Annotated in this window: 22 protein-coding genes; 9 read left to right on the forward strand and 13 right to left on the reverse strand. The window is 71.4% G+C overall.

From position 1 onward, the window contains the following. Positions 1-19 precede the first annotated feature (19 nt). Positions 20-1,834 carry a S9 family peptidase gene (locus tag BFF78_RS19895; protein ID WP_069779605.1) on the reverse strand — a complete coding sequence of 605 codons (1,815 nt, stop codon included), beginning with the start codon at positions 1,832-1,834 and terminating at the stop codon, positions 20-22. 187 nt (positions 1,835-2,021) lie between these two features. On the opposite strand from BFF78_RS19895, the gene BFF78_RS19900 reads away from it, so the two are divergent. Continuing rightward, positions 2,022-2,810, forward strand: coding sequence for an SURF1 family protein (locus tag BFF78_RS19900; RefSeq protein WP_193433500.1), 789 nt, complete (start codon positions 2,022-2,024; stop codon positions 2,808-2,810). Positions 2,811-2,817: 7 nt separating this feature from the next. Here BFF78_RS19900 and BFF78_RS19905 read toward each other — a convergent pair whose 3' ends face one another. The 4 genes from BFF78_RS19905 to BFF78_RS19920 form a co-directional block, all read right to left on the reverse strand. Beyond that, on the reverse strand, positions 2,818-3,807 hold the full coding sequence (locus BFF78_RS19905; RefSeq protein WP_227025879.1) for a hypothetical protein: 990 nt from the start codon (positions 3,805-3,807) through the stop codon (positions 2,818-2,820). 599 nt (positions 3,808-4,406) lie between these two features. Further along, positions 4,407-5,081 carry a SigE family RNA polymerase sigma factor gene (locus BFF78_RS19910; protein ID WP_079161396.1) on the reverse strand — a complete coding sequence of 225 codons (675 nt, stop codon included), beginning with the start codon at positions 5,079-5,081 and terminating at the stop codon, positions 4,407-4,409. Between the two features lie 366 nt (positions 5,082-5,447). Continuing rightward, entirely contained in the window at positions 5,448-6,500 is a 1,053-nt protein-coding gene (locus BFF78_RS19915; RefSeq protein WP_069779607.1) for an aspartate-semialdehyde dehydrogenase, read from the reverse strand. Positions 6,501-6,525: 25 nt separating this feature from the next. After that, positions 6,526-7,797: an aspartate kinase gene (locus BFF78_RS19920; protein ID WP_069779608.1), complete on the reverse strand. Its 1,272-nt coding sequence runs from the start codon at positions 7,795-7,797 to the stop codon at positions 6,526-6,528. Positions 7,798-7,990: 193 nt separating this feature from the next. On the opposite strand from BFF78_RS19920, the gene BFF78_RS19925 reads away from it, so the two are divergent. Further along, the gene (locus BFF78_RS19925) at positions 7,991-8,710 is read left to right on the forward strand and encodes a sulfite exporter TauE/SafE family protein (protein WP_099054897.1); all 720 of its coding nucleotides are present in this window, start codon (positions 7,991-7,993) and stop codon (positions 8,708-8,710) included. Between the two features lie 10 nt (positions 8,711-8,720). On the opposite strand, the gene BFF78_RS19930 is transcribed toward BFF78_RS19925, so the two are convergent. From BFF78_RS19930 to BFF78_RS19940, 3 genes are read right to left on the reverse strand one after another with little or no spacing between them, the layout of a single operon-like run. Beyond that, complete coding sequence (locus BFF78_RS19930) at positions 8,721-9,386, reverse strand: DUF5063 domain-containing protein (RefSeq protein WP_069779609.1); 666 nt, start codon at positions 9,384-9,386, stop codon at positions 8,721-8,723. After that, the gene (gene recR / locus BFF78_RS19935) at positions 9,379-9,978 is read right to left on the reverse strand and encodes a recombination mediator RecR (protein WP_069779610.1); all 600 of its coding nucleotides are present in this window, start codon (positions 9,976-9,978) and stop codon (positions 9,379-9,381) included. The genes BFF78_RS19930 and recR overlap by 8 nt, the downstream gene beginning before the upstream one ends. Positions 9,979-10,029: 51 nt before the next feature. Further along, positions 10,030-10,374: a YbaB/EbfC family nucleoid-associated protein gene (locus BFF78_RS19940; protein WP_031164799.1), complete on the reverse strand. Its 345-nt coding sequence runs from the start codon at positions 10,372-10,374 to the stop codon at positions 10,030-10,032. Between the two features lie 279 nt (positions 10,375-10,653). Between BFF78_RS19940 and BFF78_RS19945 the strand changes: the two genes are divergently transcribed. Continuing rightward, positions 10,654-11,403 (forward strand): SLATT domain-containing protein, encoded by a 750-nt coding sequence (locus BFF78_RS19945; RefSeq protein ID WP_069779611.1) that lies wholly within the window; start codon positions 10,654-10,656, stop codon positions 11,401-11,403. A gap of 49 nt (positions 11,404-11,452) precedes the next feature. Here BFF78_RS19945 and BFF78_RS19950 read toward each other — a convergent pair whose 3' ends face one another. Continuing rightward, the gene (locus BFF78_RS19950) at positions 11,453-13,426 is read right to left on the reverse strand and encodes a serine/threonine-protein kinase (protein ID WP_069779612.1); all 1,974 of its coding nucleotides are present in this window, start codon (positions 13,424-13,426) and stop codon (positions 11,453-11,455) included. Between the two features lie 125 nt (positions 13,427-13,551). After that, positions 13,552-13,674, reverse strand: coding sequence for a hypothetical protein (locus BFF78_RS49365; protein WP_257786875.1), 123 nt, complete (start codon positions 13,672-13,674; stop codon positions 13,552-13,554). 88 nt (positions 13,675-13,762) lie between these two features. On the opposite strand from BFF78_RS49365, the gene BFF78_RS19955 reads away from it, so the two are divergent. The 5 genes from BFF78_RS19955 (at position 13,763) to BFF78_RS19975 (ending at position 17,162) form a co-directional block, all read left to right on the forward strand. After that, entirely contained in the window at positions 13,763-15,118 is a 1,356-nt protein-coding gene (locus BFF78_RS19955; protein ID WP_069779613.1) for an aspartate aminotransferase family protein, read from the forward strand. Between the two features lie 100 nt (positions 15,119-15,218). Further along, positions 15,219-15,914, forward strand: a complete 696-nt coding sequence (locus BFF78_RS19960) for a GntR family transcriptional regulator (RefSeq protein ID WP_069779614.1) — start codon at positions 15,219-15,221, stop codon at positions 15,912-15,914. 100 nt (positions 15,915-16,014) lie between these two features. Further along, complete coding sequence (locus BFF78_RS19965) at positions 16,015-16,665, forward strand: hypothetical protein (protein WP_069779615.1); 651 nt, start codon at positions 16,015-16,017, stop codon at positions 16,663-16,665. Between the two features lie 79 nt (positions 16,666-16,744). After that, positions 16,745-16,984 (forward strand): DUF6400 family protein, encoded by a 240-nt coding sequence (locus BFF78_RS19970; RefSeq protein WP_069779616.1) that lies wholly within the window; start codon positions 16,745-16,747, stop codon positions 16,982-16,984. Next, complete coding sequence (locus BFF78_RS19975; protein ID WP_069779617.1) at positions 16,971-17,162, forward strand: hypothetical protein; 192 nt, start codon at positions 16,971-16,973, stop codon at positions 17,160-17,162. The genes BFF78_RS19970 and BFF78_RS19975 overlap by 14 nt, the downstream gene beginning before the upstream one ends. Positions 17,163-17,165: 3 nt before the next feature. Here BFF78_RS19975 and BFF78_RS19980 read toward each other — a convergent pair whose 3' ends face one another. The 3 genes from BFF78_RS19980 to BFF78_RS19990 form a co-directional block, all read right to left on the reverse strand. Next, on the reverse strand, positions 17,166-18,983 hold the full coding sequence (locus BFF78_RS19980) for a bifunctional metallophosphatase/5'-nucleotidase (RefSeq protein WP_069779618.1): 1,818 nt from the start codon (positions 18,981-18,983) through the stop codon (positions 17,166-17,168). Positions 18,984-19,171: 188 nt separating this feature from the next. Beyond that, positions 19,172-19,384: a hypothetical protein gene (locus BFF78_RS19985; RefSeq protein ID WP_069779619.1), complete on the reverse strand. Its 213-nt coding sequence runs from the start codon at positions 19,382-19,384 to the stop codon at positions 19,172-19,174. Positions 19,385-19,482: 98 nt separating this feature from the next. Then, positions 19,483-20,766 (reverse strand): adenylosuccinate synthase, encoded by a 1,284-nt coding sequence (locus BFF78_RS19990; protein ID WP_069779620.1) that lies wholly within the window; start codon positions 20,764-20,766, stop codon positions 19,483-19,485. A gap of 196 nt (positions 20,767-20,962) precedes the next feature. Here BFF78_RS19990 and BFF78_RS19995 point away from each other — a divergent pair, with 196 nt between their 5' ends. Continuing rightward, positions 20,963-21,802 carry a diacylglycerol kinase family protein gene (locus BFF78_RS19995; protein WP_069779621.1) on the forward strand — a complete coding sequence of 280 codons (840 nt, stop codon included), beginning with the start codon at positions 20,963-20,965 and terminating at the stop codon, positions 21,800-21,802. Positions 21,803-21,872 lie beyond the last annotated feature (70 nt).

A 21,872-nucleotide genomic window follows, 5' to 3' on the forward strand; every position in this document is an offset into this window, starting at 1 on the left:
GCCGGCCGGGAAGGCCCCCCTAGACGCCCAGGTGCCTCGCCGCGAAGTCCATTTCCAGTCTCACCTGCTTGATGCGCTCGTCCACCACCAGCGAGCCGTGCCCGGCGTCGTAGCGGTACACCTCGTGGGTCGCGGCTCTCGCCTCCAGGCGCTTGACGTAGGTGTCGATCTGGCGGATCGGGCAGCGGGGGTCGTTGACGCCGGCCGAGATGTAGACCGGGGCCTTGACCTCGTCGACGTAGGTCAGCGGGGACGAGGCCTCGAAGCGCTCGGGGACCTCCTCGGGGGTGCCGCCCAGCAGGGTGCGGTCCATGGCCTTCAGGGCCTCCATCTCGTCGTGGTACGCGGTGACGTAGTCCGCGACGGGCACGACTGCGATGCCCACCGACCACGCCTCGGGCTGGGTGCCGAGGCCGAGCAGGGTGAGATAGCCGCCCCAGGAGGCGCCGGTGAGGATCAGGCGGGCGGGGTCGGCGAGGCCCGAGGAGACCGCCCACTCGCGCACCGCGGCGACGTCCTCCAGCTCGATCAGGCCGACCCGGTGCTTCAGGGCGTCCGTCCAGGCGCGGCCGTAGCCGGTGGAGCCGCGGTAGTTGATACGGATCACCGCATAGCCCTGGTCGACCCAGGCGGCCGGGCCCGCGGCGAAGGAGTCGCTGTCGTGCCAGGTCGGGCCGCCGTGCAGGTCGAAGACCGTGGGGAGAGGGCCGGTGGCGCCGGCCGGCTTCTGGATCAGGGCGTGGATACGGCCGCCGGGGCCCTCCACCCACGCGTCCTCCACCGGCACCGACGCGGGGCACGCCAAGCCGGGCGGGTCCAGGACGACACCGCCTGCCGTCGAGCGGACCGCCGGGGGCTCGGCGGCCGACGACCACAGGTACTCGACACTCCCGTCGGGGCGGGCCGTGGCACCGGAGACCGTGCCGGGCGGGGTCGGGATGCGGGTCAGCTCGCGCCTCGCCAGGTCGAAGCGGAACAGCTCGCTGCGGGCCTCGAAACCGTGGGCGATGAGGAGGGCCGAGCCGTCCGGATACCACTCCGCGCTGACATCGCCCGGCAGTTCCAGGGCGAGGTCGCTCTCCTCGCCCGTGGCCACGTCCCACACCAGCGGCTCCCAGCGGCCCCGGCGCTGGTGGCCGATGAGCAGCCGGGTGTCGCCGTCGACCGGCGCGAAGCCCAGTACCTCCAGGCCCAGCTCCTCGGTGCCGCCCTTGGTGTCGTCCAGCTCGGCGACCGGTGTGCCGTCCGGGCGCAGCACGCGCAGCGCCGCGTGCATCGCGTCGCCGTGCTCGGTGTGCTCGACCGCGATCAGGGAGCCGTCGTGCGAGAGGTCGCCGACGCCCGCCGACTCGCGGTGCCGGTAGATCTCGACCGGGTCCTCGCCCTCGCGCGCGAGGTGGATCGTCGTACCGTCCTCGTCCGTGGAGCGGCCTACGACCGCCGTACGCCCGTCGCGGGACAGCGCGAGCCCCGCCGGGTAGGAGGGGCCGAGGCCCGGGACGGCGGGCTCGGCCACCCCGCCCCCGAAGGGCTGGCGGCGCCAGATGCCGAACTCGTCGCCGTCCTTGTCGTCGAACCACCAGATCCAGGCGCCGTCCGGGGAGAGCACGCCGTCCGTCGTGCCGTTCGGGCGGTGCGTCGCCTGGCGCTGCTCGCCCGTCGCACGATCCCAGGCGTACAGCTCGTACGTGCCCGTCGCGTTCGACACGAACAGGGAGCGGTCCGGCGCGTCCTCCGCCCAGTCGGGCAGCGACACGCGTGGCGCCCTGAAGCGCTTCTCCCAGTCCGGCATGCCGGCCACGTCCCGCACGCCCGGCTCCTTGCTCTCACTCATGGCCCCAGTCATGCGCCCATACTGCCCGGCCGCGCCGACAATTGGGTGGCGGGTATGCGCAGCCTGTGGATAACTTCCCGGCCATGAGCACCCGGGTCGACCACCAGTTCTACGCGCTGAAGGCCGTCGAGGGCTAAGAGACGACCCGCGCAAGGGCCCCGGGCGGCCGAGCCGTACCGTGGAAGGCGTGTACCGGTTTCTGCTGACACCCCGCTGGTGGGGCATCAACGTCTTCGTGCTGCTCGCCATCCCGTTCTGCGTCTTCATGGGGTCGTGGCAGCTGAGCCGGTTCGAGGGACGGGTGCAGGAGCACCGGGCCGCGACCGAGCAGGCCGCCTCCGACCAGCACGAGACCGCGCGGCCGCTGGCCTCGATGCTGCCCGTCGACAAGGCCACCTCGGGCCGCCGGGTCACCGCGCACGGGCAGTACGGCAAGCAGCTGCTGGTGCCCGGCCGGCAGCTCGACGGCAAGAACGGCTTCTACGTCCTGACCCTGCTGCGCACCGACTCCGGCAAGGCCCTGCCGGTGGTACGGGGCTGGCTGCCGGGCAAGGCGGACGCGGCGAAGGCCCCGGCCCCGCCGAGCGGCGAGGTCACCGTCACCGGCGCGCTGCAGGCGTCCGAGACGCCCGGGGACAACGGGGTCAGCGCGGTCGGCGGGCTGCCGGCCGGGCAGACGGGGGCGATCAGCTCGGCGTCGCTGGTGAACCTGGTGCCGTACCGGCTGTACGACGCCTGGGTCACCCTCGACAGGGCCGACTCCGGGATGAAGGCCGTGCCCGCGACGGCGCCGGAGGGCACCGGGCTGGACCTGAAGGCGTTCCAGAACCTCGGCTACACCGGCGAGTGGTTCGTCTTCGCCGGGTTCGTGGTGTTCATGTGGTTCCGCTTGCTGCGACGGGAAGCGGAGACCGCGCGGGACGCCGCGCTGGGCCTGGTGCCGCAGGAATCCCCGGAGCCGGTGGTCAGCGGCTGACCCGAGGCTACGACGCCGCCAGCACCCCGGTGTAATAGACCGTCCCCGCGCACTCCCCCGCCACGGTCGCCGTGGCCGCGGGTGAACCCCCCTGCGCGGCGTGGGTGATCCGTACGGTGCCGTCGGCCGTGCCGTTCTCGGTCGTGAGCTGGGTGGTGGTGCCCGACGAGCCCGCGCTGCCGGCCGAACCGCCGGAGGCACTCGCGTCCTGGGAGGGCGACGGATCCGGCGAGGCGCCGCCCGTGTCCGAGCCGCCGGTGGGGCTGCCGCCGCCGGTGGTGGGGCAGGTCGCCGAGGGCACGAAGGCGAACTTCTCCTCGTAGGCCGCGCCCGGCTGCAGGACCAGCCCGGAGACCTCCAGCGAGGGGTCGGGCAGGCCGGTCGCCGCGTCCCCGGCCGTATGCCGCACGGCCCTGATCTTGGTCTGGTCGGCCGCGCCCACCGCGGTCGGCGTGAGGGTGCCCGCGCCGGCGACGGTACAGGCGGCGGAGGAGACGTTGACGACACGGAACGTGCCGTAGACCACGCCCGCGGTGTCGGGGGCCTGAGCCGTGCCGGTGGCGGAGCCCAGCTGGGCCGTGGTGCACAGCGGGACGCCGCCCGCGGCGAGGGTGGCGGAGGGGTTGGTGCCGCCGGTGGAGCCGGCGCTGTTGCCGCCGGGCCTGCCCGTCGCACCGGGCCTGCCGGGCTCCTTGCCGGGCTTGACGTCCGTACCGCCCGGGGCCTTCGTGTCGCCCGTGGCGCCGCCCTGGCCCTTGTCCTGCCCGGAGCCGCCCTGGGCCTGGGAGGACTGGCCGGCCATCGCGGTGTCGGGGTCGGAGCCGTCGGACTGCGAGACGTGGACGAGGGCCGGGATCGCGGTGCCGAAGAACAGCGCCGCGGCGGCCACACCGACGGCTGCCTGCCGCTTGCGGGCCCGCCGTGCGGGCACGGCCCGGCGCAGACGGTCCAGCGCACCGGTACGCGGCTCGATGCCGTCGACCGCGGAGTGCAGCATCCGCCGCAGGGCCAGCTCGTCGCCACCGAGCCCGTCGAGACCGGGGCCGAACCCGTCGAGACCCGGACCGAACCCGTCCGCATCCGAGCCACGCCCACCGGGACCCGGGCCGAACCCGTCGAGACCCGGACCGGACCCGTCGAGACCCGGACCGAACCCGTCCGCATCCGAGCCACGCCCACCGGGACCCGGGCCGAACCCGTCATGCCCGCGGCCGGCCCCGTCCGAACCGGAACCGAACCCGTCGGAACCCCGGCCGCGCCCATCCACACCAGGACCGAACCCGTCGGAACCCCGGCCGAGGCCATCCGAACCCGAACCCGACCCGCCGGGACCCCGGTCGAGGCCGTCCGGACCCGGGCGACCGAACCCGTCGGAACCCCGGCCGAGGCCGTCCGGACCCGGGCGGCCCACCCCGTCGGCCCCCTGGTCGAGGGCCTCGGGGTCCTTCTTGTCGGGGCCGTGGTTCACAGTTCCGTTCCCAGCGTGCGGTTGCGTGTGCTCTTGCTCATCCCGGTTCGTCGGCTCGTGCGGGGCGAAGCGCTCGTCACGTTCGTGGGAACGGCGTTCATCGGAATCGCCCCCTTCGGCGCGCGCGCTCATGCCGGTGTCCCCATGGCCACCCGCAGCGCGGCGATGCCCCGCGAGCCGTACGCCTTCACCGAACCCAGGGAGATACCGAGGGTCTCGGCGACCTGGGCCTCGGTCATGTCCGCGAAGTAGCGCAGCACCAGGACCTCGCGCTGGCGGCGCTGCAGGCCCTTCATCGCCTTGATGAGGTCGCGGCGCTCCAGCTGGTCGTAGGCGCCCTCCTCCGCGCTCGCCATGTCCGGCATCGGCTTGGAGAGCAGCTTCATGCCGAGGATGCGGCGGCGCAGCGTGGAGCGGGAGAGGTTGACCACCGTCTGGCGGAGGTAGGCGAGGGTCTTCTCGGGGTCGCGGACGCGCTTGCGCGCGGAGTGCACGCGGATGAAGGCCTCCTGGACGACGTCCTCGCAGGAGGCGGTGTCGTCGAGGAGCAGCGCGGCGAGGCCGAGCAGGGAGCGGTAGTGCGCCCGGTAGGTCTCGGTGAGGTGGTCGACGGTCGTCCCGGCGGCCGCCGTCGCCGCGGTCTCGTCGGAACCGTCACGCTGACTCGGTATGCGGGCGGGCCGCGCTGCGGGCATGGGCGCGATCACCGGCATGCCGCCGGGCGTGCGGGGCCGGAGCGCCGCACGGGGCGGCCGGAGGGCCGCCGCGCCACGGGCCACGCTGAGTTCGAGTACCTCTGCCACGCCAGTTGGACACGTCTGCCCCCGCCAGGGTTGTACGTGCCGGGCGCCACATGTGCGACGACCGGCGGTGCCTCAAGTGCCGTCATGCGTCCCGCTCTTCCCCTATGTCCAGTTTGAACGGGCGTCCCCACGCCCCGATCACGGCGCCCCCACGCCAGGATCCTCGCCTCCGCAGCCCACGAGGGTGACCGCAAAGACGCTCCCCGCCCTGCAAGCGGTTGCGCGGGGCGGGGAGGAGGTTCCTGGCTTGATCCTCCGCTGCCGTACGGCCTGGGATCAAGTGGTCCGGACCATGCCGCTGGACACACTTCTTACTCAGGTCCTACGCATGGCACCGAAAAGTAAGGGCATTCCGCGGCCGGAGCCTCAGCAGAAGTCCGCCGCGACCAGTTCCGCGATCTGCGCGGTGTTCAGCGCGGCGCCCTTGCGGAGGTTGTCGCCGCACACGAAGAGTTCCAGCGCGGTCGGGTCGTCCAGGGCCCGCCGCAGCCGGCCCACCCAGGTCGGGTCGGTGCCGACGACGTCCGCGGGGGTGGGGAACTCGCCGGCGGCCGGGTCGTCGCACAGCACCACACCGGGGGCGGTGGCGAGGATCTCCCGGGCGCCGTCGACGGTCACCTCGCCCTGGAAGCGGGCGTGCACGGTCAGCGAGTGGGTGGTGATCACCGGGACGCGTACGCAGGTCACGGCGACCGGCAGCTGCGGCAGCCCGAGGATCTTGCGGGACTCGTCGCGGACCTTCATCTCCTCCGACGACCAGCCGTCCTGCCTGAGCGACCCGGCCCACGGGACGACGTTCAGCGCGACCGGGTCCGGGAACGGCCCGGTGTCCTCCCCGACGGCCCGCCGTACGTCACCGGGCTTGGTGCCCAGCTCGGTCCCGGCCACCAGGGACAGCTGGGCCCGCAGCGTGTCCACACCGGCCCGCCCGGCCCCGCTCACCGCCTGGTACGACGACACCACCAGCTCGCGCAGCCCGAACTCGGCGTGCAGCGCGCCCAGGGCGACGATCATCGTCAGGGTCGTGCAGTTGGGGTTGGCGACGATCCCGCGCGGCCGGGTCCGTACGGCGTGCGGGTTGACCTCGGGCACCACGAGCGGCACCTCGGGGTCCAGCCGGAAGGCGGCGGAGTTGTCGACGACGACCGCACCGCGCGCGACGGCGATCGGCGCCCACTGCGCGGCGACCTCGTCCGGGACGTCGAACAGGGCGATGTCGACCCCGTCGAAGGCGTCCTCGCTCAGGGCCACCACCTCGATCTCCTCCCCGCGCACGGCCAGCTTGCGGCCGGCCGAGCGGGGGGAGGCGATCAGGCGGATCTCGCCCCAGATGTCCGCGCGCTGGGACAGGATCTGGAGCATGACCACGCCGACGGCTCCGGTCGCTCCCACGACCGCGAGTGTCGGCTTCCCGGTCATCGTCGTACGCCTCCGTACGTCGAGGTCATCGGCCGGTGCCGCCGTAGACGACGGCCTCGTCCGTGTCGGAGTCGAGCCCGAAGGCGGTGTGCACGGCACGGACGGCCTCCGGCACGTCGTCCTTGCGGGTGACGACCGAGATACGGATCTCGGAGGTCGAGATCAGCTCGATGTTCACGCCCGCGTCGGACAGCGCCTCGAAGAAGGAGGCGGTGACGCCCGGGTTGGTCTTCATACCGGCGCCGACCAGCGAGATCTTGCCGATCTGGTCGTCGTAGCGCAGCGAGTCGAAGCCGATGCCCGACCGGCTCTTCTCCAGCGCGTCGATGGCCTTGCGGCCCTCGGTCTTCGGCAGCGTGAAGGAGATGTCCGTCAGGCCGGTGGAGGCGGCGGACACGTTCTGCACGACCATGTCGATGTTGATCGCGGCATCGGCGATGGCCCGGAAGATCGCGGCAGCCTCACCCGGCTTGTCCGGCACGCCGACGACCGTGATCTTGGCCTCGGAGGTGTCGTGCGCGACACCGGAGATGATGGCCTGCTCCACCTTCTTGTCCCCAATCGGCTCACTGCTGACCCAGGTGCCCTGCAGTCCGCTGAAGCTGGACCGGACATGGATCGGGATGTTGTAACGGCGGGCGTACTCCACACAGCGGTGGAGCAGCACCTTGGAGCCGGAGGCGGCGAGCTCCAGCATGTCCTCGAAGGAGATCCAGTCGATCTTCTTCGCCTTCTTCACCACGCGCGGGTCGGCGGTGAACACGCCGTCGACGTCGGTGTAGATCTCGCAGACCTCGGCGTCGAGCGCGGCGGCGAGCGCCACGGCCGTGGTGTCGGAACCGCCACGGCCCAGCGTGGTGATGTCCTTCTTGTCGGCGCTGACGCCCTGGAAACCGGCGACGATCGCGATGTTGCCCTTGTCGAGCGACTCGCGGATCCGGCCCGGGGTGACATCGATGATCCGGGCTTTGTTGTGGACGGAGTCGGTGATGACGCCCGCCTGGCTGCCGGTGAAGGACTGGGCCTCGTGACCCAGGTTTTTGATCGCCATCGCCAGCAGGGCCATGGAGATCCGCTCTCCGGCGGTCAGCAGCATGTCGAATTCGCGCCCGGCAGGCATCGGAGAAACCTGCCCGGCGAGATCGATCAGCTCGTCCGTCGTGTCGCCCATCGCGGAAACGACGACGACAACCTGGTTGCCGTTCTTCTTCGCTTCCACGATCCGCTTGGCGACGCGCTTGATGCCCTCGGCATCGGCTACGGAGGAGCCTCCGTACTTCTGCACGACAAGGCCCACGTGCGCTCCTCGCTCGGTTCGTTTGTGTCGGCTCAGTCTAACGAGCGCCCGAATTCCACCACCCTGCTCCCGCATGGTGAGACATCGGGCGTCCCGCGTCCGGCATCTGCCCAGCCTCCGCCGGACCACGCGGGAAAGTGCCACTCGTCACAGTCGTCACCGCATCAGGTTTCCATCACCAGGGGGGTACGGCATGACGGAGACGGTGCTCGCGGCGATCGTCCTGCTCGGCGGATGCGTGCAGTGGCTGACCGGCATGGGCTTCGCCCTGGTCGCCGTACCGGGCCTGGTGCTGCTGCTCGGCCCCGCCGACGGGGTGGTGCTCGCCAACTGTGCCGCCGGGGCGATCAGCGTCGTGGGCCTCGCCGGCGGCTGGCGCCGGGTGCGCCCGGCGGCGATGGTGCCGTTGTGCCTGGCGGCGGCCTGCACGGTCCCGGCGGGCGCCTGGATGACCCGCCAACTCCCGCGCCCGGTCCTGCTGTTGGTGATGGGCGCCCTGGTGACGGTGGCCGTGCTGCTCGTGATGCGCGGCGCCCGGGTAGCGGCCCTGCGGGGCGGCAAGGGGGCGGTGACGGCCGGCGCGCTGGGCGGCTTCATGAACGCGGCGGCGGGCGTGGGCGGCCCACCGGTGTCGCTCTACGCCCTCAACGCGGGCTGGACGGTACGGGAGTTCGTGCCCAACGCCCAGTTCTACGGCGTCGCCGTCAACGCGTTCTCGATCGCCGCGAACGGCGCACCCCGGCTGACCGCACCCCAATGGGCCGTCGCCGGCGCGGCGATGACGGCCGGTGCCCTGATCGGCCACACGATCGCCCCCCGCATCCCCGAACACCTGGCCCGCCACCTGGTCCTGCTGCTGGCCCTGGCGGGCGGCGGCACGGCGATGACGAAGGGGCTGTGGGGGATGTGGTGAGCGGGGGCGGTCACTTCCTCCCCGGCGGCATCCCCAGCGGTCCGCCGATCTCCTCCGCCATCACACGGCCCGCCTCGAACTCCAGGGTCTCGTCGCCCATCGTCGCCTGGTCGGTGTCGAGGCCGTCGAGTTCTTCCAGGGGCTGGTTGAGGCGGACGTGGATGAGGACCGACTGCAGGGCGCGCAGCACGGCGGAGGCCGTGGGGCCCCAGTTGGAGAAGTAGGAGAACTGCCACCACCACAGGGCCTCCGTGGTGCGGCCGGCACGGTAGTGGGCCATGCCGTGGCGGAGGTCGGTGATGACGTCGGCCAGGTCGTCGGAGATACGGGCCGGGACCGGGGCCTTGCGCGGCTCGTAGGGGTCGAAGACCTCGGAGTAGACGTCGACGGGGTCCAGCAGCCGGGCGAGGTTCTCGCGCAGTTCGTCCACATCCGCGTCCGGGCCGGTGTCCGGCTCGTAGCGCTCCTCGGGGACGATGTCCTCGTGGGCGCCCAGGCGGCCACCGGCCAGCAGCAGCTGGGAGACCTCCAGGAGGAGGAAGGGGACGGTGGATCCGGGCTCGTCGCCCCTCGCCACCTCCGTGACGGCCACCAGGAAGCTCTCGACCTGGTCCGCGATCTGGACCACGAAGTCGTCCGGGTTCTGAGCGGTCGCGTGCAGTGTGGCGTCAGACATCTAGGAGTCGTCTCCCCTCGAAGGCGCGGCCGAGGGTGACCTCGTCCGCGTATTCCAGGTCGCCACCCACCGGGAGGCCGCTGGCCAGGCGGGTGACCTTCAAGCCCATGGGTTTGATCATGCGGGCCAGGTACGTCGCCGTCGCCTCGCCCTCCAGATTCGGGTCCGTGGCCAGGATCAGTTCCGTGACCGTCCCGTCGGCCAACCGCGCGAGAAGTTCTCGTATACGCAGGTCGTCGGGACCCACGCCCTCGATCGGGCTGATGGCGCCGCCCAGGACGTGGTAGCGGCCCCGGAACTCGCGGGTGCGCTCGATGGCCACGACGTCCTTCGGTTCCTCCACGACACAGATCACCGAGGGGTCGCGGCGCGGGTCGCGGCAGATGTTGCACAGCTCCTCCTGCGCGACGTTCCCGCACATCGCGCAGAAGCGGACCTTCGCCTTCACCTCCAGGAGGGCCTGGGCGAGGCGCTTCACGTCCGTCGGCTCGGCCTGCAGGATGTGAAAGGCGATCCGCTGCGCGCTCTTGGGACCGACGCCGGGCAGCCGCCCCAGCTCGTCGATGAGGTCCTGGACCACGCCTTCGTACACCGGACTGCCCTTCCTTAAGACCTTTCGGTACGTACCGTAGTTGGCCCGGACTCAGAACGGCAGACCGGGGATGCCCGTGCCGCCGCCGAGGCCCTGGGCGAGCGGGCCGAGCTTTTGCTGCTGGAGGGTCTGGGCGTTCTCGTTGGCCGCCTGTACGGCCGCCACGATCAGGTCGGCGAGGGTCTCGGTGTCCTCCGGGTCGACGGCCTTCGGGTCGATCTTCAGCGCGCGCAGCTCACCGGCGCCGGTCACCGTGGCCTTCACCAGACCACCGCCGGCCTGCCCGTCGACCTCCGTGTTCGCCAGTTCCTCCTGGGCCCGCTGCAGATCCTGCTGCATCTTCTGGGCCTGCTGGAGCAACTGCTGCATGTTGGGCTGGCCACCACCGGGGATCACGATCAGCTCCTCTACGTTCTTCTCCTTGAGCATGAGCCTACGTGGTCCACGCGCCCGTCGCCCCGCCACTCTTTCGAGTGAGAACAACGGCAGCCCTATACCTGATCAAGGCCCACTTCCGGGCGGAAAAGCCGGGAAAGAGCCTTCTTCGCCACCCATTGGGCGGTAGGAAGGGTGCCGCGCGTCGGCATGGAATCGGCCATGGCACCGGCATGGAATCGGCGTGGTATGTCACGCTGCGTGACCGGTGGGGATCAGTGACTGAGTAGGGAGTGCCGGGTGGGTCAGCCGGAGATGCAGCCCGAGGGTCCGCCACAGGACGGGCGGGGCGAGGGTGCGGCCGGGCTGCGGCCGGGCGACCTGACCGGGCGGGCATTTCCGCTCGGGGACTGGGGGGAGCCCGCCGAGCGGCTCGACGAGCTGTACCGGTGGGTGGAGCGCGGGGCGCTGCAGACGGCGTCCTGGTATCTGCGGGACCGGATGTGGAAGCGGCGCGGCGCCCGGGTGCTGCGGTCGGGCGCGGCGGCGGGCGCGGTGGCCGGTGCCGCGCTGCCGCTGCTGGACCTGGCGGGAGCGGCCGAGGGGATCGCGCCCTGGGGCTGTCTGGCGCTGCTCGTCGCGGTCGCCTGCGTCGGCGTCGACCGGTACTTCGGGGTGACGTCCGGCTGGATGCGTGACGTGGCCACCGCGCAGGCCGTGCAGCGGCGGCTGCAGGCGCTGCAGTTCGACTGGGCCTCCGAGAGCGTCCGGGAGGTGCTGGGCCCGGCGGAGGGCACGGCGGCGGAGGCGGCCGAGCGGTGCCTGGGGGTGCTGCGGCGCTTCACCGAGGACGTGACGGAGCTGGTGCGCACGGAGACCACGGACTGGATGGTCGAGTTCCGCACCGGGTCGGCGCCGCTGGGGATCCAGGCGGCGGTGACCTATGTGCCACGGCAGGAGGTCGGGGGCGCGCCCGGCCGCTTCCCGCTGCCCCCGGCCAACGGCGCCCGCCCGAACATGCCCCGGCAACGGCCGCCGGAGCCGCGCTAGAGTGCCGGACAGCCGCCGCCGACGGCACCGCGGCCGGCCGTTCACACCCCTACTGCTTGGTGTACGTCAGGCTCTCCCCGCCGCTCGCCTTCGCCCGCTTCAGCCTGCCGTCCGGCAGCACGGTCACCTCGGTGGCCTCGCCCGGGGAGCAGGAGGAGGCGGGCTCGCCGCTGGTGACGGTGGACGGCCCGATCTCCAACGGCCCTTCCCCACCGGGCTGTTGGGTGAGCGTGGCCGCGAAGACACAGTGGTACATCCCCCCGCTGTCCGTGGGCCCGTTCGCGACCAGCGTCAGCACGCTGTCGCCCACCTTGCCCTGCCGGATGGTCAGTTGGCGGGTGCTGGTGCCGTTGGCGTTGTCGATCGTCGTCCGCCAGGTGCCGAGGTAGGCGTCCGGTACGGCCCCGTCCACGGAACTGGACGCGGAGGCGGACGGCGTCGACTCCCCCGGGCTGGGCGCACCCGAGGTGGCGGAGCCGGCGGTCGGTACGGGACCGGACGTCGCGCCGCCCTGGTCGCCGGTCCCGCCGCCGTTGCTCATCAACGCGTACACCGAGCCGCCCGCGCCCAGCGCCACCACCAGCGCGATCACGACGAGCAGCGCGGTCGACCGCCCGCTGCGCCGCTCCGGCTCCCGCCCCCCGGGACCGGGCGACGGCCCGTACGGCGGCGTGGACCCGATCCCGCCCCCGTAGGGGTTGTACGCCTGCTGCGGATACCCGTAGGCACCGCCCGACCGCGGATACGGCTGCGGCTGGGGATGCTGCTGCGCATACCCGTACGCCCCGGACCCCGGGGCAGCCGACGGCAGCCCCGGCACCGGAGCCTGCCCCGCCACAACGGTCGGCAGATGATCGACACCCCCGCCGGCACCGCCCGTCCCCAGGCCATCGGCCGACGGCACGGCGATGTCATCGGAAACAGCAGCATGCTCGGGCGAAGCCCCCCTCCGGGCGCCTTCCTCCGCACCGCTCTGCGAGGCGGAACCCGCACCCGACGACGGCTCCCGCTCGGCTGGTGCGGGTGGGAACCCGGACCCGGAACCGGAACCGGACGCCTCCGCACCCGTCGACGAACCCGCAGCCGCGCCACCCCCCTCCGGATCCTCGGCCTCCAGCAACTGCACGGCATGCCGCCCCAGTTGCGCGACCAGCGCCCCCGGCAGCCAGGGATCCCGGGACCTCCCCCCGGACACGGTGTCCTCCGCCCCCGTCCACTCCAGCAGCGCGTCCAGCGAAGGCCGGGCCGCCGGATCCTTGCGCAAGCAGGCCCGCACGAGGTCGGCGATCCCCTCCGGCACCCCCGCCAGATCCGGCTCCTCCTGGGCGATCCGGAACATCAGCGCATGCGCACCGCTCTGGGCGGTGCCGAACGGCAGCGCCCCGGTCGAGGCATAGGCCAGCACCGACCCCAGGCAGAACACATCGCACGCCGGCGTGATCCGGTCCCCCCGCACCTGCTCGGGCGCCATGAACCCCGGCGACCCGACCAGCGACCCGGTCCGGGTCAGCTCCTCCCCGCCCAGCGAGGTCGTCTCCAGCGCCCGGGCGATCCCGAAGTCGATCACGCGCGGCCCGTCGATCGTCACGAGCACGTTCGACGGCTTCAGATCCCGGTGCACGATCCCGGCCGCATGGATGTCCTTGAGCGCATGGGCAAGCCCCGCCGCGAGGATCCGTACCGATCTCTCCGGCAGTGCGCCATGATCACGGCCGACCACCTGCTGCAAGCTCGGTCCGGCCACATACCCCGTGGCCACCCATGGCACCGCCGCCTCGGTGTCCGCGTCCAGCACGGGCGCGGTCCAGTACCCGCCGACCCGCTGTGCGGCCTGCACCTCCTGCCGGAACCGCGCCCGGAACTCCTCCTGCGCGGCGAGTTCCTCGCGGACCAGTTTCACGGCGACGGTACGGCCCCGGTCCGACCGGGCGAGATACACCTGCCCCATGCCGCCCGCGCCCAGCCGGGCCAGCAGCCGGTAAGCCCCGATGCGTTGTGGATCCTTGGCCCCCACCTTCTCCATGCCCGCCCCGCCTTCCCCCGAGACCCATACGTCCCATGCCCGCCGCACACGCAACGCATACGACGCATACGTGTACGACGGACGAGAATAATCCGGCCCTACCGGGGAGTCGCGCGGCCCACGGCCTACGGTTCAGTAACAGGCTTGCCCGGCTCGTCCAGGACCACCGACAGCCGCTCCATCAGCCGTACCGCGAGGTCGGGCTGGATCCGCAGCCCACCGATGCTCACGACCGGCTCACCGCTCACGGTGTCGACAACCTGTCGCGGAAACGCCCCGTCCAGAGAACAAGACGCCGATGTCGCTTCCGCATCGCGGACATTTACCCTCACCGGCATGACCCCTCAGCCCAACCCCGACGCCGGCGCCGCAGTGAAGGCCGCGGACCGCGCGCACGTCTTCCACTCCTGGTCCGCCCAGGACCTCATCGACCCGCTCGCCGTCGCCGGCGCCGAGGGGTCGTACTTCTGGGACTACGACGGCAAGCGGTACCTGGACTTCACCAGCGGGCTCGTCTACACGAACATCGGCTACCAGCACCCGAAGGTCGTCGCGGCCATCCAGGAGCAGGCGGCGCGGATGACGACGTTCGCGCCCGCCTTCGCCATCGAGGCGCGCTCGGAGGCGGCCCGGCTGATCGCCGAGCGGACCCCCGGCGACCTGGACAAGATCTTCTTCACCAACGGCGGCGCGGACGCCGTGGAGCACGCGGTACGCATGGCCCGGCTGCACACGGGCCGCCCGAAGGTGCTCTCGGCGTACCGCTCGTACCACGGCGGCACCCAGCAGGCGATCAACATCACCGGCGACCCGCGCCGCTGGGCGAACGACGGCGCCGCGCAGGGTGTGGTCCGCTTCTGGGCGCCGTTCCTGTACCGCTCCCGCTTCTACGCCGAGAACGAGGAGCAGGAGACCGCGCGCGCCCTGGAGCACCTGGAGACGACGATCGCCTTCGAGGGGCCGGGCACGGTCGCGGCGATCATCCTGGAGACCGTCCCGGGCACGGCCGGGATCATGGTCCCGCCGCCCGGCTACCTGGCCGGCGTCCGGGAGATCTGTGACCGTCACGGCATCGTCTTCATCCTGGACGAGGTCATGGCGGGCTTCGGGCGCACGGGCGAGTGGTTCGCCGCCGACCTCTTCGGCGTCGTACCCGACCTGATGACCTTCGCCAAGGGTGTGAACTCGGGTTACGTCCCGCTCGGCGGCGTCGCCATTTCACAGCGGATCGCCGAGACCTTCGGCAAGCGCCCCTACCCCGGCGGTCTGACCTACTCCGGGCACCCGCTGGCCTGCGCCGCCGCCGTCGCCACGATCAACGTGATGGCGGAAGAGGGTGTCGTGGAGAACGCCAGGCGCCTCGGCGAGACGGTCGTCGGCCCGGCCCTGGCCGAGCTGGCCGAGCGGCACCCGAGCGTCGGCGAGGTGCGCGGCGTCGGCATGTTCTGGGCGCTGGACCTCGTGAAGAACCGGGAGACCCGCGAGCCGCTGGTGCCGTACAACGCCACCGGCGAGGCGAACGCCCCGATGGCCGCGTTCGCGGCCGCCGCCAAGCGGCACGGCGTGTGGCCCTTCGTGAACATGAACCGCACCCACGTCGTCCCGCCGTGCAACGTCACGGAGGCCGAGCTGAAGGAGGGCTTCGCCGCCCTGGACGCCGCGCTGAGCGTGGCCGACGAGCACACGGCCTAGTCGTACGGCGGCTGCCGCCGGGGCGATCCGAACGCGTAAGGTGACGTGCTCGTAAGAGTTGGCGAGTACGTCACCCACACGTGTGAGGAGAGCCCCCGACATGCCCGGCACCGGCGCCGTGACCCGCAGCACCCTGCGCCAGCAGATCGCGGACGCGCTCCGTGACGAGGTGCTGGCAGGGCGGCTGCGACCGGGCCGGGCGTTCACGGTCAAGGAGATCGCCGACCAGTACGGCGTCTCCGCCACCCCCGTGCGCGAGGCGCTGGTCGACCTGTCCGCGCAGGGCATCCTGGAGGCCGACCAGCACCGGGGCTTCCGGGTGCCGGAGTACTCCCTCACCGACTACCGGAACATGATCGAGGCTCGCAGCCTGGTCACCGACGGCATGTTCCAGGCCCTCACCACCGGCCACCCCGCCTTCCGCACCCCGCCGGAGGACCCGCGCACGACCGAGGCCCTGGCCACCGTCCGCCGCCGCGGCGAGGAGGCCCAGCGGGCGGCGGCGGCCGGCGACCTCACCATCCTCATCGGCTACGACCTCCGCTTCTGGCGCGAGCTCAGCGCCCTGTTCGGCAACCCCTACCTCGGCGACTTCCTCAACCGCCTCCGCGTGCAGTCCTGGGTCTGCGCGGTGCAGCACCTGCTCCGCCTCCCCGACCTGCGCGGCCGGCTGTGGGCGGGGCACACGGACCTGGTCGACGCGCTGGCCCGCCGCGAGGCCGACACCGCCCGCGGCATCGTCGCCGCCTCCAACGCCCACTCGCTGGCGCTGCTGGAACACCTCAGCAACGGGTAAGTGACCAGTACCGCACGCACCCGGGGGGCACCCCGGCGCCGCACCGACTACCCTTCCCTGACCACCTCCCATGTGGACCCTTCTGTGCGAGGAGCCCTCTTTGGCCTGTGACCTGTGGCTGGTACCGCTCGTGGATGTGTTGTGCCACACCCCCGACAACCCGTTCGCCGAGGAACTCGCGCAGTACAACAACGCACTGACGACGGCCGGCCTCCCGCCGGTGCCCGTGTACCAGTACATGCCGGGCCTGTCCGGCGAGGTCGCGCCCGTGGCCGGCTTCGACTACGACGCCCTCCACTTCCTCCGCCGCGCGTACCTGCTCCAGGTCTGCGGCCTGCCGGTGACCCCCGTCGACGAACTGGGCGGCGACTACGAGCAGTTGCTGGAGATGTTCGAGACGACGGCCCAGCAGTCCCACCTGGTCTGGCACTACGACCACGCGGGCGCCTACGTCCCGGTCGACTTCCCGCACCCCCTGTCCAACGAGGAACTCCTCGCGGGCGGCGGCCCCTTGGGTAGCTCCCAGACCCTCCTGCGCGAACTGGAGTACGTGGCCCAGACGATCGGCATCGACCCGGCCAACCCCCCGGCGGCCCCGGCCCCGCCGACGGCCCCCACGGAACTGGAGGAACCGGCCGTCCCCGCGCCGTACGACCCCAGCCCCTTCGCCCGCGAACGGCACGTGTGGCTGGGCCTGCACGCGGCGGCGACCCGCTCACTGGCGCAGGGCTCGATGATCGTCTTCAGCTGATCCCGCCGCCTGGCCGAGCTGGTGTGATTTCACCCACCTCTTCTTGCCGTGGGGGAAATGCCTGCCTACGTTCGGTGGCATGTCCCCCCACGGCCCCGCCTTCGACTTCACCGTCGACCTGAACTCACACGAGATGCTCCGGCGTACCCACGTCATGGCCGCCCTCGGCGCCGACTGGGACCCCGCGGCGGCGCTGCGCGGCGAGGAGGAGGCGCGGGCGCTGCTGTACTCGGGCCTGGACGCCGAGCAGCAGCGCATCTACGACGAGCTGGTGGCGGCCGGCGTACTCCCGGCGGGACCCGGCGATGCTGCCGCTTGATCCGCAGGCCGACCGGGGACGGCGCGCCTGGGGCATGGACTGCCCGGAGTGCGACGACCGGGGCGGGTGGCGCTACCTGCTGTCCAACAGCGGCAGCCTGCTGCACCTGCAGTGTCCGTCGTGCCACCACATCTGGTCGCACGAGACATACTTCGGCGCCACCCGCTCCACGCCCTGACGGTCAGAAGACCGGCGTCCCCGCCTGCGTCAGCTTCCAGTTGGTGACGGCGAAGTCGGCCGGGTCCAGGGTCTTCTTCGCGGTCACGTAGTCGATCATCAGCTGGCGGATCTCGTTCGTCGAGCTGTAGGCGATCGGCGCCCCGGCGATGTGCGGGTAGCCGGAACCGCCGTTCGCGCGGTAGTTGTTCACCGCCACGACGAACACCTGGTCGTCGGCGATCGCCTTGCCGTTGTAGCTGAGGTTCTTGATCCTCGACCCCTCCGGCTGCGCGATGTCGATCTCGTAGTCGACGCCCGCCGCCGTGTCGTACATGTAGTCCCAGAAGCTGTTGGCGTTCGTCAGCGTGGCCGTGTCGACCTTCGTGCCGGCCGGCACCTGGTGGTAGTACTTCGCCCCGTACTCCAGGTAGTCCTTGAGCTGGGCGCCCGTGAGCTTCTTGCCGTACAGGGTGTTGTCGTAGATGTAGAGCCCGGCGATGTCCTTGATGGTGACGCTGCCCTGGGGGATGTCGGCCGTGCGGCTGAAGGGCGCCGCCACCGAGATCAGCGGAAGGGCGGCATCCGACGCCGACAGACCCGCCTTCACGCTCTCCATCTGGACCTTGTGGATGAAGTCCATGATCGGCACGTCCTTCCAGCAGGACTCCGCCGCCGAGAGGTCCTGCGTGCAGGTGCCGACCGCCGTGTTGACGTACTTCACCACCAGCTCGTGGTCGGCTTCCAGGAGACTCTTGATCTCCGGGTCCTCCTCCACGTCCTTGGGGTTGAGCGTCTGCGCCGTCTTGCTCGTCACCTTCCACTGCCCGTGGTGGAGTTCGAGTTCGAAGTCGAAGACGCTGAGGCGGAAGCCCCAGCAGTACGGCTCGGAGAGGAGGACCTCCTCGCCGGTCTCGGCGTTCTTCACCGTGTAGGACGGGACCTCCACGTGCGTGTGGCCCACCAGGATCGCGTCGATGCCCGGCACCTGCTCGGCCACCAGGTTCGAGGCGTTCTCCACGTACGGGAGTGCGTCGCCGTACGACGACGAGCCGTCCAGGCCCGAGTGGTCCGTCAGGAAGACGACGTCACAGCCCAGCGCGCGCAGCCTCGGCACGTACTTCTTAGCCTGCTCGACCAGGCCCGGGAACACCATCTTCCCGCTGACGTTGTCCTTGTCCCACAGCGCGATGCCGGGGTTGGTGAGGCCGAGGATGCCGACCTTGATGTCCGGCGCGCCGGGCACCCGGATGCGCTTCACGGTGTACGGGTGGAAGGCCGGGCGCAGCGTCTTGGCGTCGAGGGCGTTGGCGCCCAGCAGCGGGAAGTGGCACTGGCTCTCGAACTTCCTGAGCACCTCGATGCCGTAGTTGAACTCGTGGTTGCCGAGGGCGGCGGCGTCGTAGCGCATGTGGTTCATGGCCACGGCCATCGGGTGCCTGGGGCCCCGCTTGCCGTCGGTGCCCGTGATCGGGTCGACGCGCGCGAAGTAGTAGGCGAGCGAGGTGCCCTGGATGATGTCTCCGGCGTCGACCAGCAGGACGTGGTCCTCGCCCTTGGCCTCGCGCTGCTGCTTGATGAGGGTGGCCACTCGGGCCACGCCCACGGAGTTGCCGGCCTTGTCGGTGTAGGCGGCGTCCTTGTAGTAGTCCCAGTCGAAGACGTGGCTGTGCAGGTCGGTCGTGCCGAGGATGGAGAACGACCAGGTGCGCGGGTGGCAGTCCGGCTTCTGCTCGGCCGCCTGGGCGGTGCCGGTGCCGACGGTCCCGGCTGCGGCGACCGCCGCCCCGGTGACGGCCGACTTCTTCACGAACTCCCGGCGGTTCATGGGACTGAGGGGCATACGAGGCTCCTGGGAGACTGGAGTTGAGGAGGTTCTGTGCGAGTGCCGTGCGGGGACTACCCGCGTAGATGCTTGCCTCGCCCACTTCAGTCCGGAACCACGAGAAACCCAAGGGACGGTCAAGGATTTTCATGTCCATGACCATCCCGTGAAGTGCGCCTGAACAACAGGCCCCAGCGGGTGGGGGGTCACAGGCGGCCGATGAGCCTGATCTCCGGCGGCCACAGCACGCGGCTCGCCATCAGCAGGGAGGGCCCGAGATGCACCGGGCACACACGCAGCGGCGGCAGGTCGTGCCGGGCGACCTCGAAGACGGCCGGGTCGGAGCAGTCCGTGCCGTCGGCCTGGTCGCCTTCACCGCCGTACGGTCCCCGGCACAGTGCCGCCCGGTGGACGCTCATACCCCTATTGTCCAACCGGTACCGCCACCGGGCATGGCAAAGGGCCGCCCGCCGATCACGCCCGAAGACGGACCGGCCGACGGCCCGGACACCGGCCTTTACAGGAACGAGTTGATCTCGATCGTCTCGTCCCGGCCCGGGCCCACGCCGATCGCGGAGATCGGGGCGCCGGACATCTCCTCCAGCGCCTTGACGTAGTTCTGGGCGTTCTTCGGCAGGTCGGAGAAGGACTTCGCCTTGGTGATGTCCTCGGACCAGCCGGGCAGGGTCTCGTAGACCGGCTTCGCGTGGTGGAAGTCGGTCTGGGAGTACGGCAGCTCCTCGACCCGCTTGCCGTCGATCTCGTACGCCACGCAGACCGGGATCTGCTCCCAGCCGGTCAGCACGTCCAGCTTGGTGAGGAAGAAGTCGGTCAGGCCGTTGACCCGGGTCGCGTAGCGGGCGATCACCGCGTCGAACCAGCCGCAGCGCCGGTCACGGCCGGTCGTGACGCCCCGCTCGCCGCCGATCCGGCGCAGCGCCTCGCCGTCCTCGTCGAACAGCTCGGTCGGGAAGGGGCCGGCGCCGACACGGGTCGTGTAGGCCTTGAGGATGCCGATGACACGGCCGATCTTCGTCGGGCCCACGCCGGCGCCGGTGCAGGCACCGCCGGCGGTCGGGTTCGAGGAGGTCACGAAGGGGTACGTGCCGTGGTCGATGTCCAGCAGCGTGCCCTGGCCGCCCTCGAAGAGCACGACCTTGTCCTGCTCCAGCGCCTGGTTGAGGATCAGCACCGTGTCGGCGACGTACGGCTCGATCTGCTCGGCGTAGCCCAGCAGCTCCTCGACCACCTGGTCCACGGCGATGGCGCGCCGGTTGTACAGCTTGGTCAGGATCTGGTTCTTGACGTCGAGGGCCGCCTCGACCTTCTGGGTCAGGATCGACTCGTCGTAGAGGTCCTGGACCCGGATGCCGACGCGGTTGATCTTGTCAGCGTAGGTCGGCCCGATGCCGCGACCGGTCGTGCCGATCTTGCGCTTGCCGAGGAAGCGTTCCGTCACCTTGTCGACGGTCACGTTGTACGGCGTGATGATGTGCGCGTTTCCGCTGATCAGGAGCTTGGACGTGTCGACGCCACGCTCGTTCAGACCGCTCAGCTCGGAGAGCAGGACCGACGGGTCGACCACGACGCCGTTACCGATGACCGGCGTACAGCCGGGAGAGAGGATTCCGGAAGGGAGGAGGTGGAGAGCGTACTTCTGGTCGCCGACGACGACCGTGTGGCCGGCGTTGTTGCCGCCCTGGTACCGAACTACATAGTCCACCGAGCCACCGAGCAGGTCGGTCGCCTTTCCCTTGCCTTCGTCACCCCACTGAGCACCGAGCAGCACAAGTGCGGGCACGCGCGTACACCCCTTCCGGGCGGGGCATGTCCAAGGTCGGGGGCGTGGGCGTAAGGTTCACCGCCGCGTGCCACAGCGACCGCCGTTGGTCGCCAACCGTCGGACCGGATGCCCCGGAATAGACGAAGCCCCTGGCGCAATAGCGCAAGGGGCTCTTGCACAAAGATGCTACCCGAGGAAGCGAGGCAGGACCGAGGTGGCGACTTTCGCGACGTCCGAACAGCTGCTGGTGATCATCGATCCGGCGGCACGGCAGGCGGACGGGGAGTCCGTACGAATCGCGAAAGACGTGCTCAGCGCCGGTGCGGCGGCCAAAGTGTGTCTGCCGGACGGGCCGGAGGAATTCGCCCGCGCGCTCGGCCGGCGAGGTTCCCGCAGGCCGGTGGTGGTAGGTGACGACCGCGCTCTGGTGCGGGCCGTGACCCTGCTGCACCGGGCCCGGGAGCTGGCCGGATGCGGCCTGTCGGTGGTCCCGGTGGGTGAGACGGCGCTGGCGCGGTCCCTGGGCGTGCCGGGCGGGGCGGTGGCGGCGGCGCGGACGGTCCTGGACGGGGCCGAGCGGCGCCTGGACCTGCTGGTCGACGACGGCGACGGGGTGGTCCTGGGCACCCTGGGCATTCCGCCGGAGCCGATGCGGGCGCCGGCCGCCGAGCCGGTGGCGGCGGTCTCGGGCCGGACCTGGTACCGCTCCCTGGTGCGCACCCTCGCCCCGCGCCCGCCCCGGCTCTCCGCGATACCGGCCCCCCGCCCCTCCCGGCTCCGGGTCGAGGTCGACGGGAAGACGGTGGTGGACCTCGGCCAGCCCGTGGCGGCGGTGTCGGTGACGCCGGGCACGGGCGGGCTGGCGCGGGTGGAGGTACGGCCGCTGTCGCTGGGCGCGGAGGCGACTCCGCTGCGGGTCTGCGGGCGGACGGTGACGGTCGCGGGGACGGACTTCCGGTACCGGGCCGACTCGGGGGTCTCGGGGCCGGTGCGGCGGCGGACATGGCGGGTGGTGGAGGGGGCCTGGGGGCTGGTGCTGCCCGCCGGTGCCTGACCCACACAGCCCTCTCTAAAGGTCTGGTGACAAATATTTAACCGCGCCGACCCCTTCCCGTGCACCCGCC

Source organism: Streptomyces fodineus (assembly GCF_001735805.1).
GTDB classification, from domain to species: domain Bacteria; phylum Actinomycetota; class Actinomycetes; order Streptomycetales; family Streptomycetaceae; genus Streptomyces; species Streptomyces fodineus.

Coding starts and splice junctions, on each gene's coding strand:
- BFF78_RS19895 (WP_069779605.1), bottom strand. CDS start 1,834: ATGAGTGAGAGCAAGGAGCCGGGCGTGCGGGACGTGGCCGGCATGCCG.
- BFF78_RS19905 (WP_227025879.1), bottom strand. CDS start 3,807: ATGCTGCACTCCGCGGTCGACGGCATCGAGCCGCGTACCGGTGCGCTG.
- BFF78_RS19915 (WP_069779607.1), bottom strand. CDS start 6,500: ATGACCGGGAAGCCGACACTCGCGGTCGTGGGAGCGACCGGAGCCGTC.
- BFF78_RS19925 (WP_099054897.1), top strand. CDS start 7,991: ATGACGGAGACGGTGCTCGCGGCGATCGTCCTGCTCGGCGGATGCGTG.
- BFF78_RS19930 (WP_069779609.1), bottom strand. CDS start 9,386: ATGTCTGACGCCACACTGCACGCGACCGCTCAGAACCCGGACGACTTC.
- BFF78_RS19950 (WP_069779612.1), bottom strand. CDS start 13,426: ATGGAGAAGGTGGGGGCCAAGGATCCACAACGCATCGGGGCTTACCGG.
- BFF78_RS19955 (WP_069779613.1), top strand. CDS start 13,763: ATGACCCCTCAGCCCAACCCCGACGCCGGCGCCGCAGTGAAGGCCGCG.
- BFF78_RS19960 (WP_069779614.1), top strand. CDS start 15,219: ATGCCCGGCACCGGCGCCGTGACCCGCAGCACCCTGCGCCAGCAGATC.
- BFF78_RS19970 (WP_069779616.1), top strand. CDS start 16,745: ATGTCCCCCCACGGCCCCGCCTTCGACTTCACCGTCGACCTGAACTCA.
- BFF78_RS19975 (WP_069779617.1), top strand. CDS start 16,971: ATGCTGCCGCTTGATCCGCAGGCCGACCGGGGACGGCGCGCCTGGGGC.
- BFF78_RS19980 (WP_069779618.1), bottom strand. CDS start 18,983: ATGCCCCTCAGTCCCATGAACCGCCGGGAGTTCGTGAAGAAGTCGGCC.
- BFF78_RS19985 (WP_069779619.1), bottom strand. CDS start 19,384: ATGAGCGTCCACCGGGCGGCACTGTGCCGGGGACCGTACGGCGGTGAA.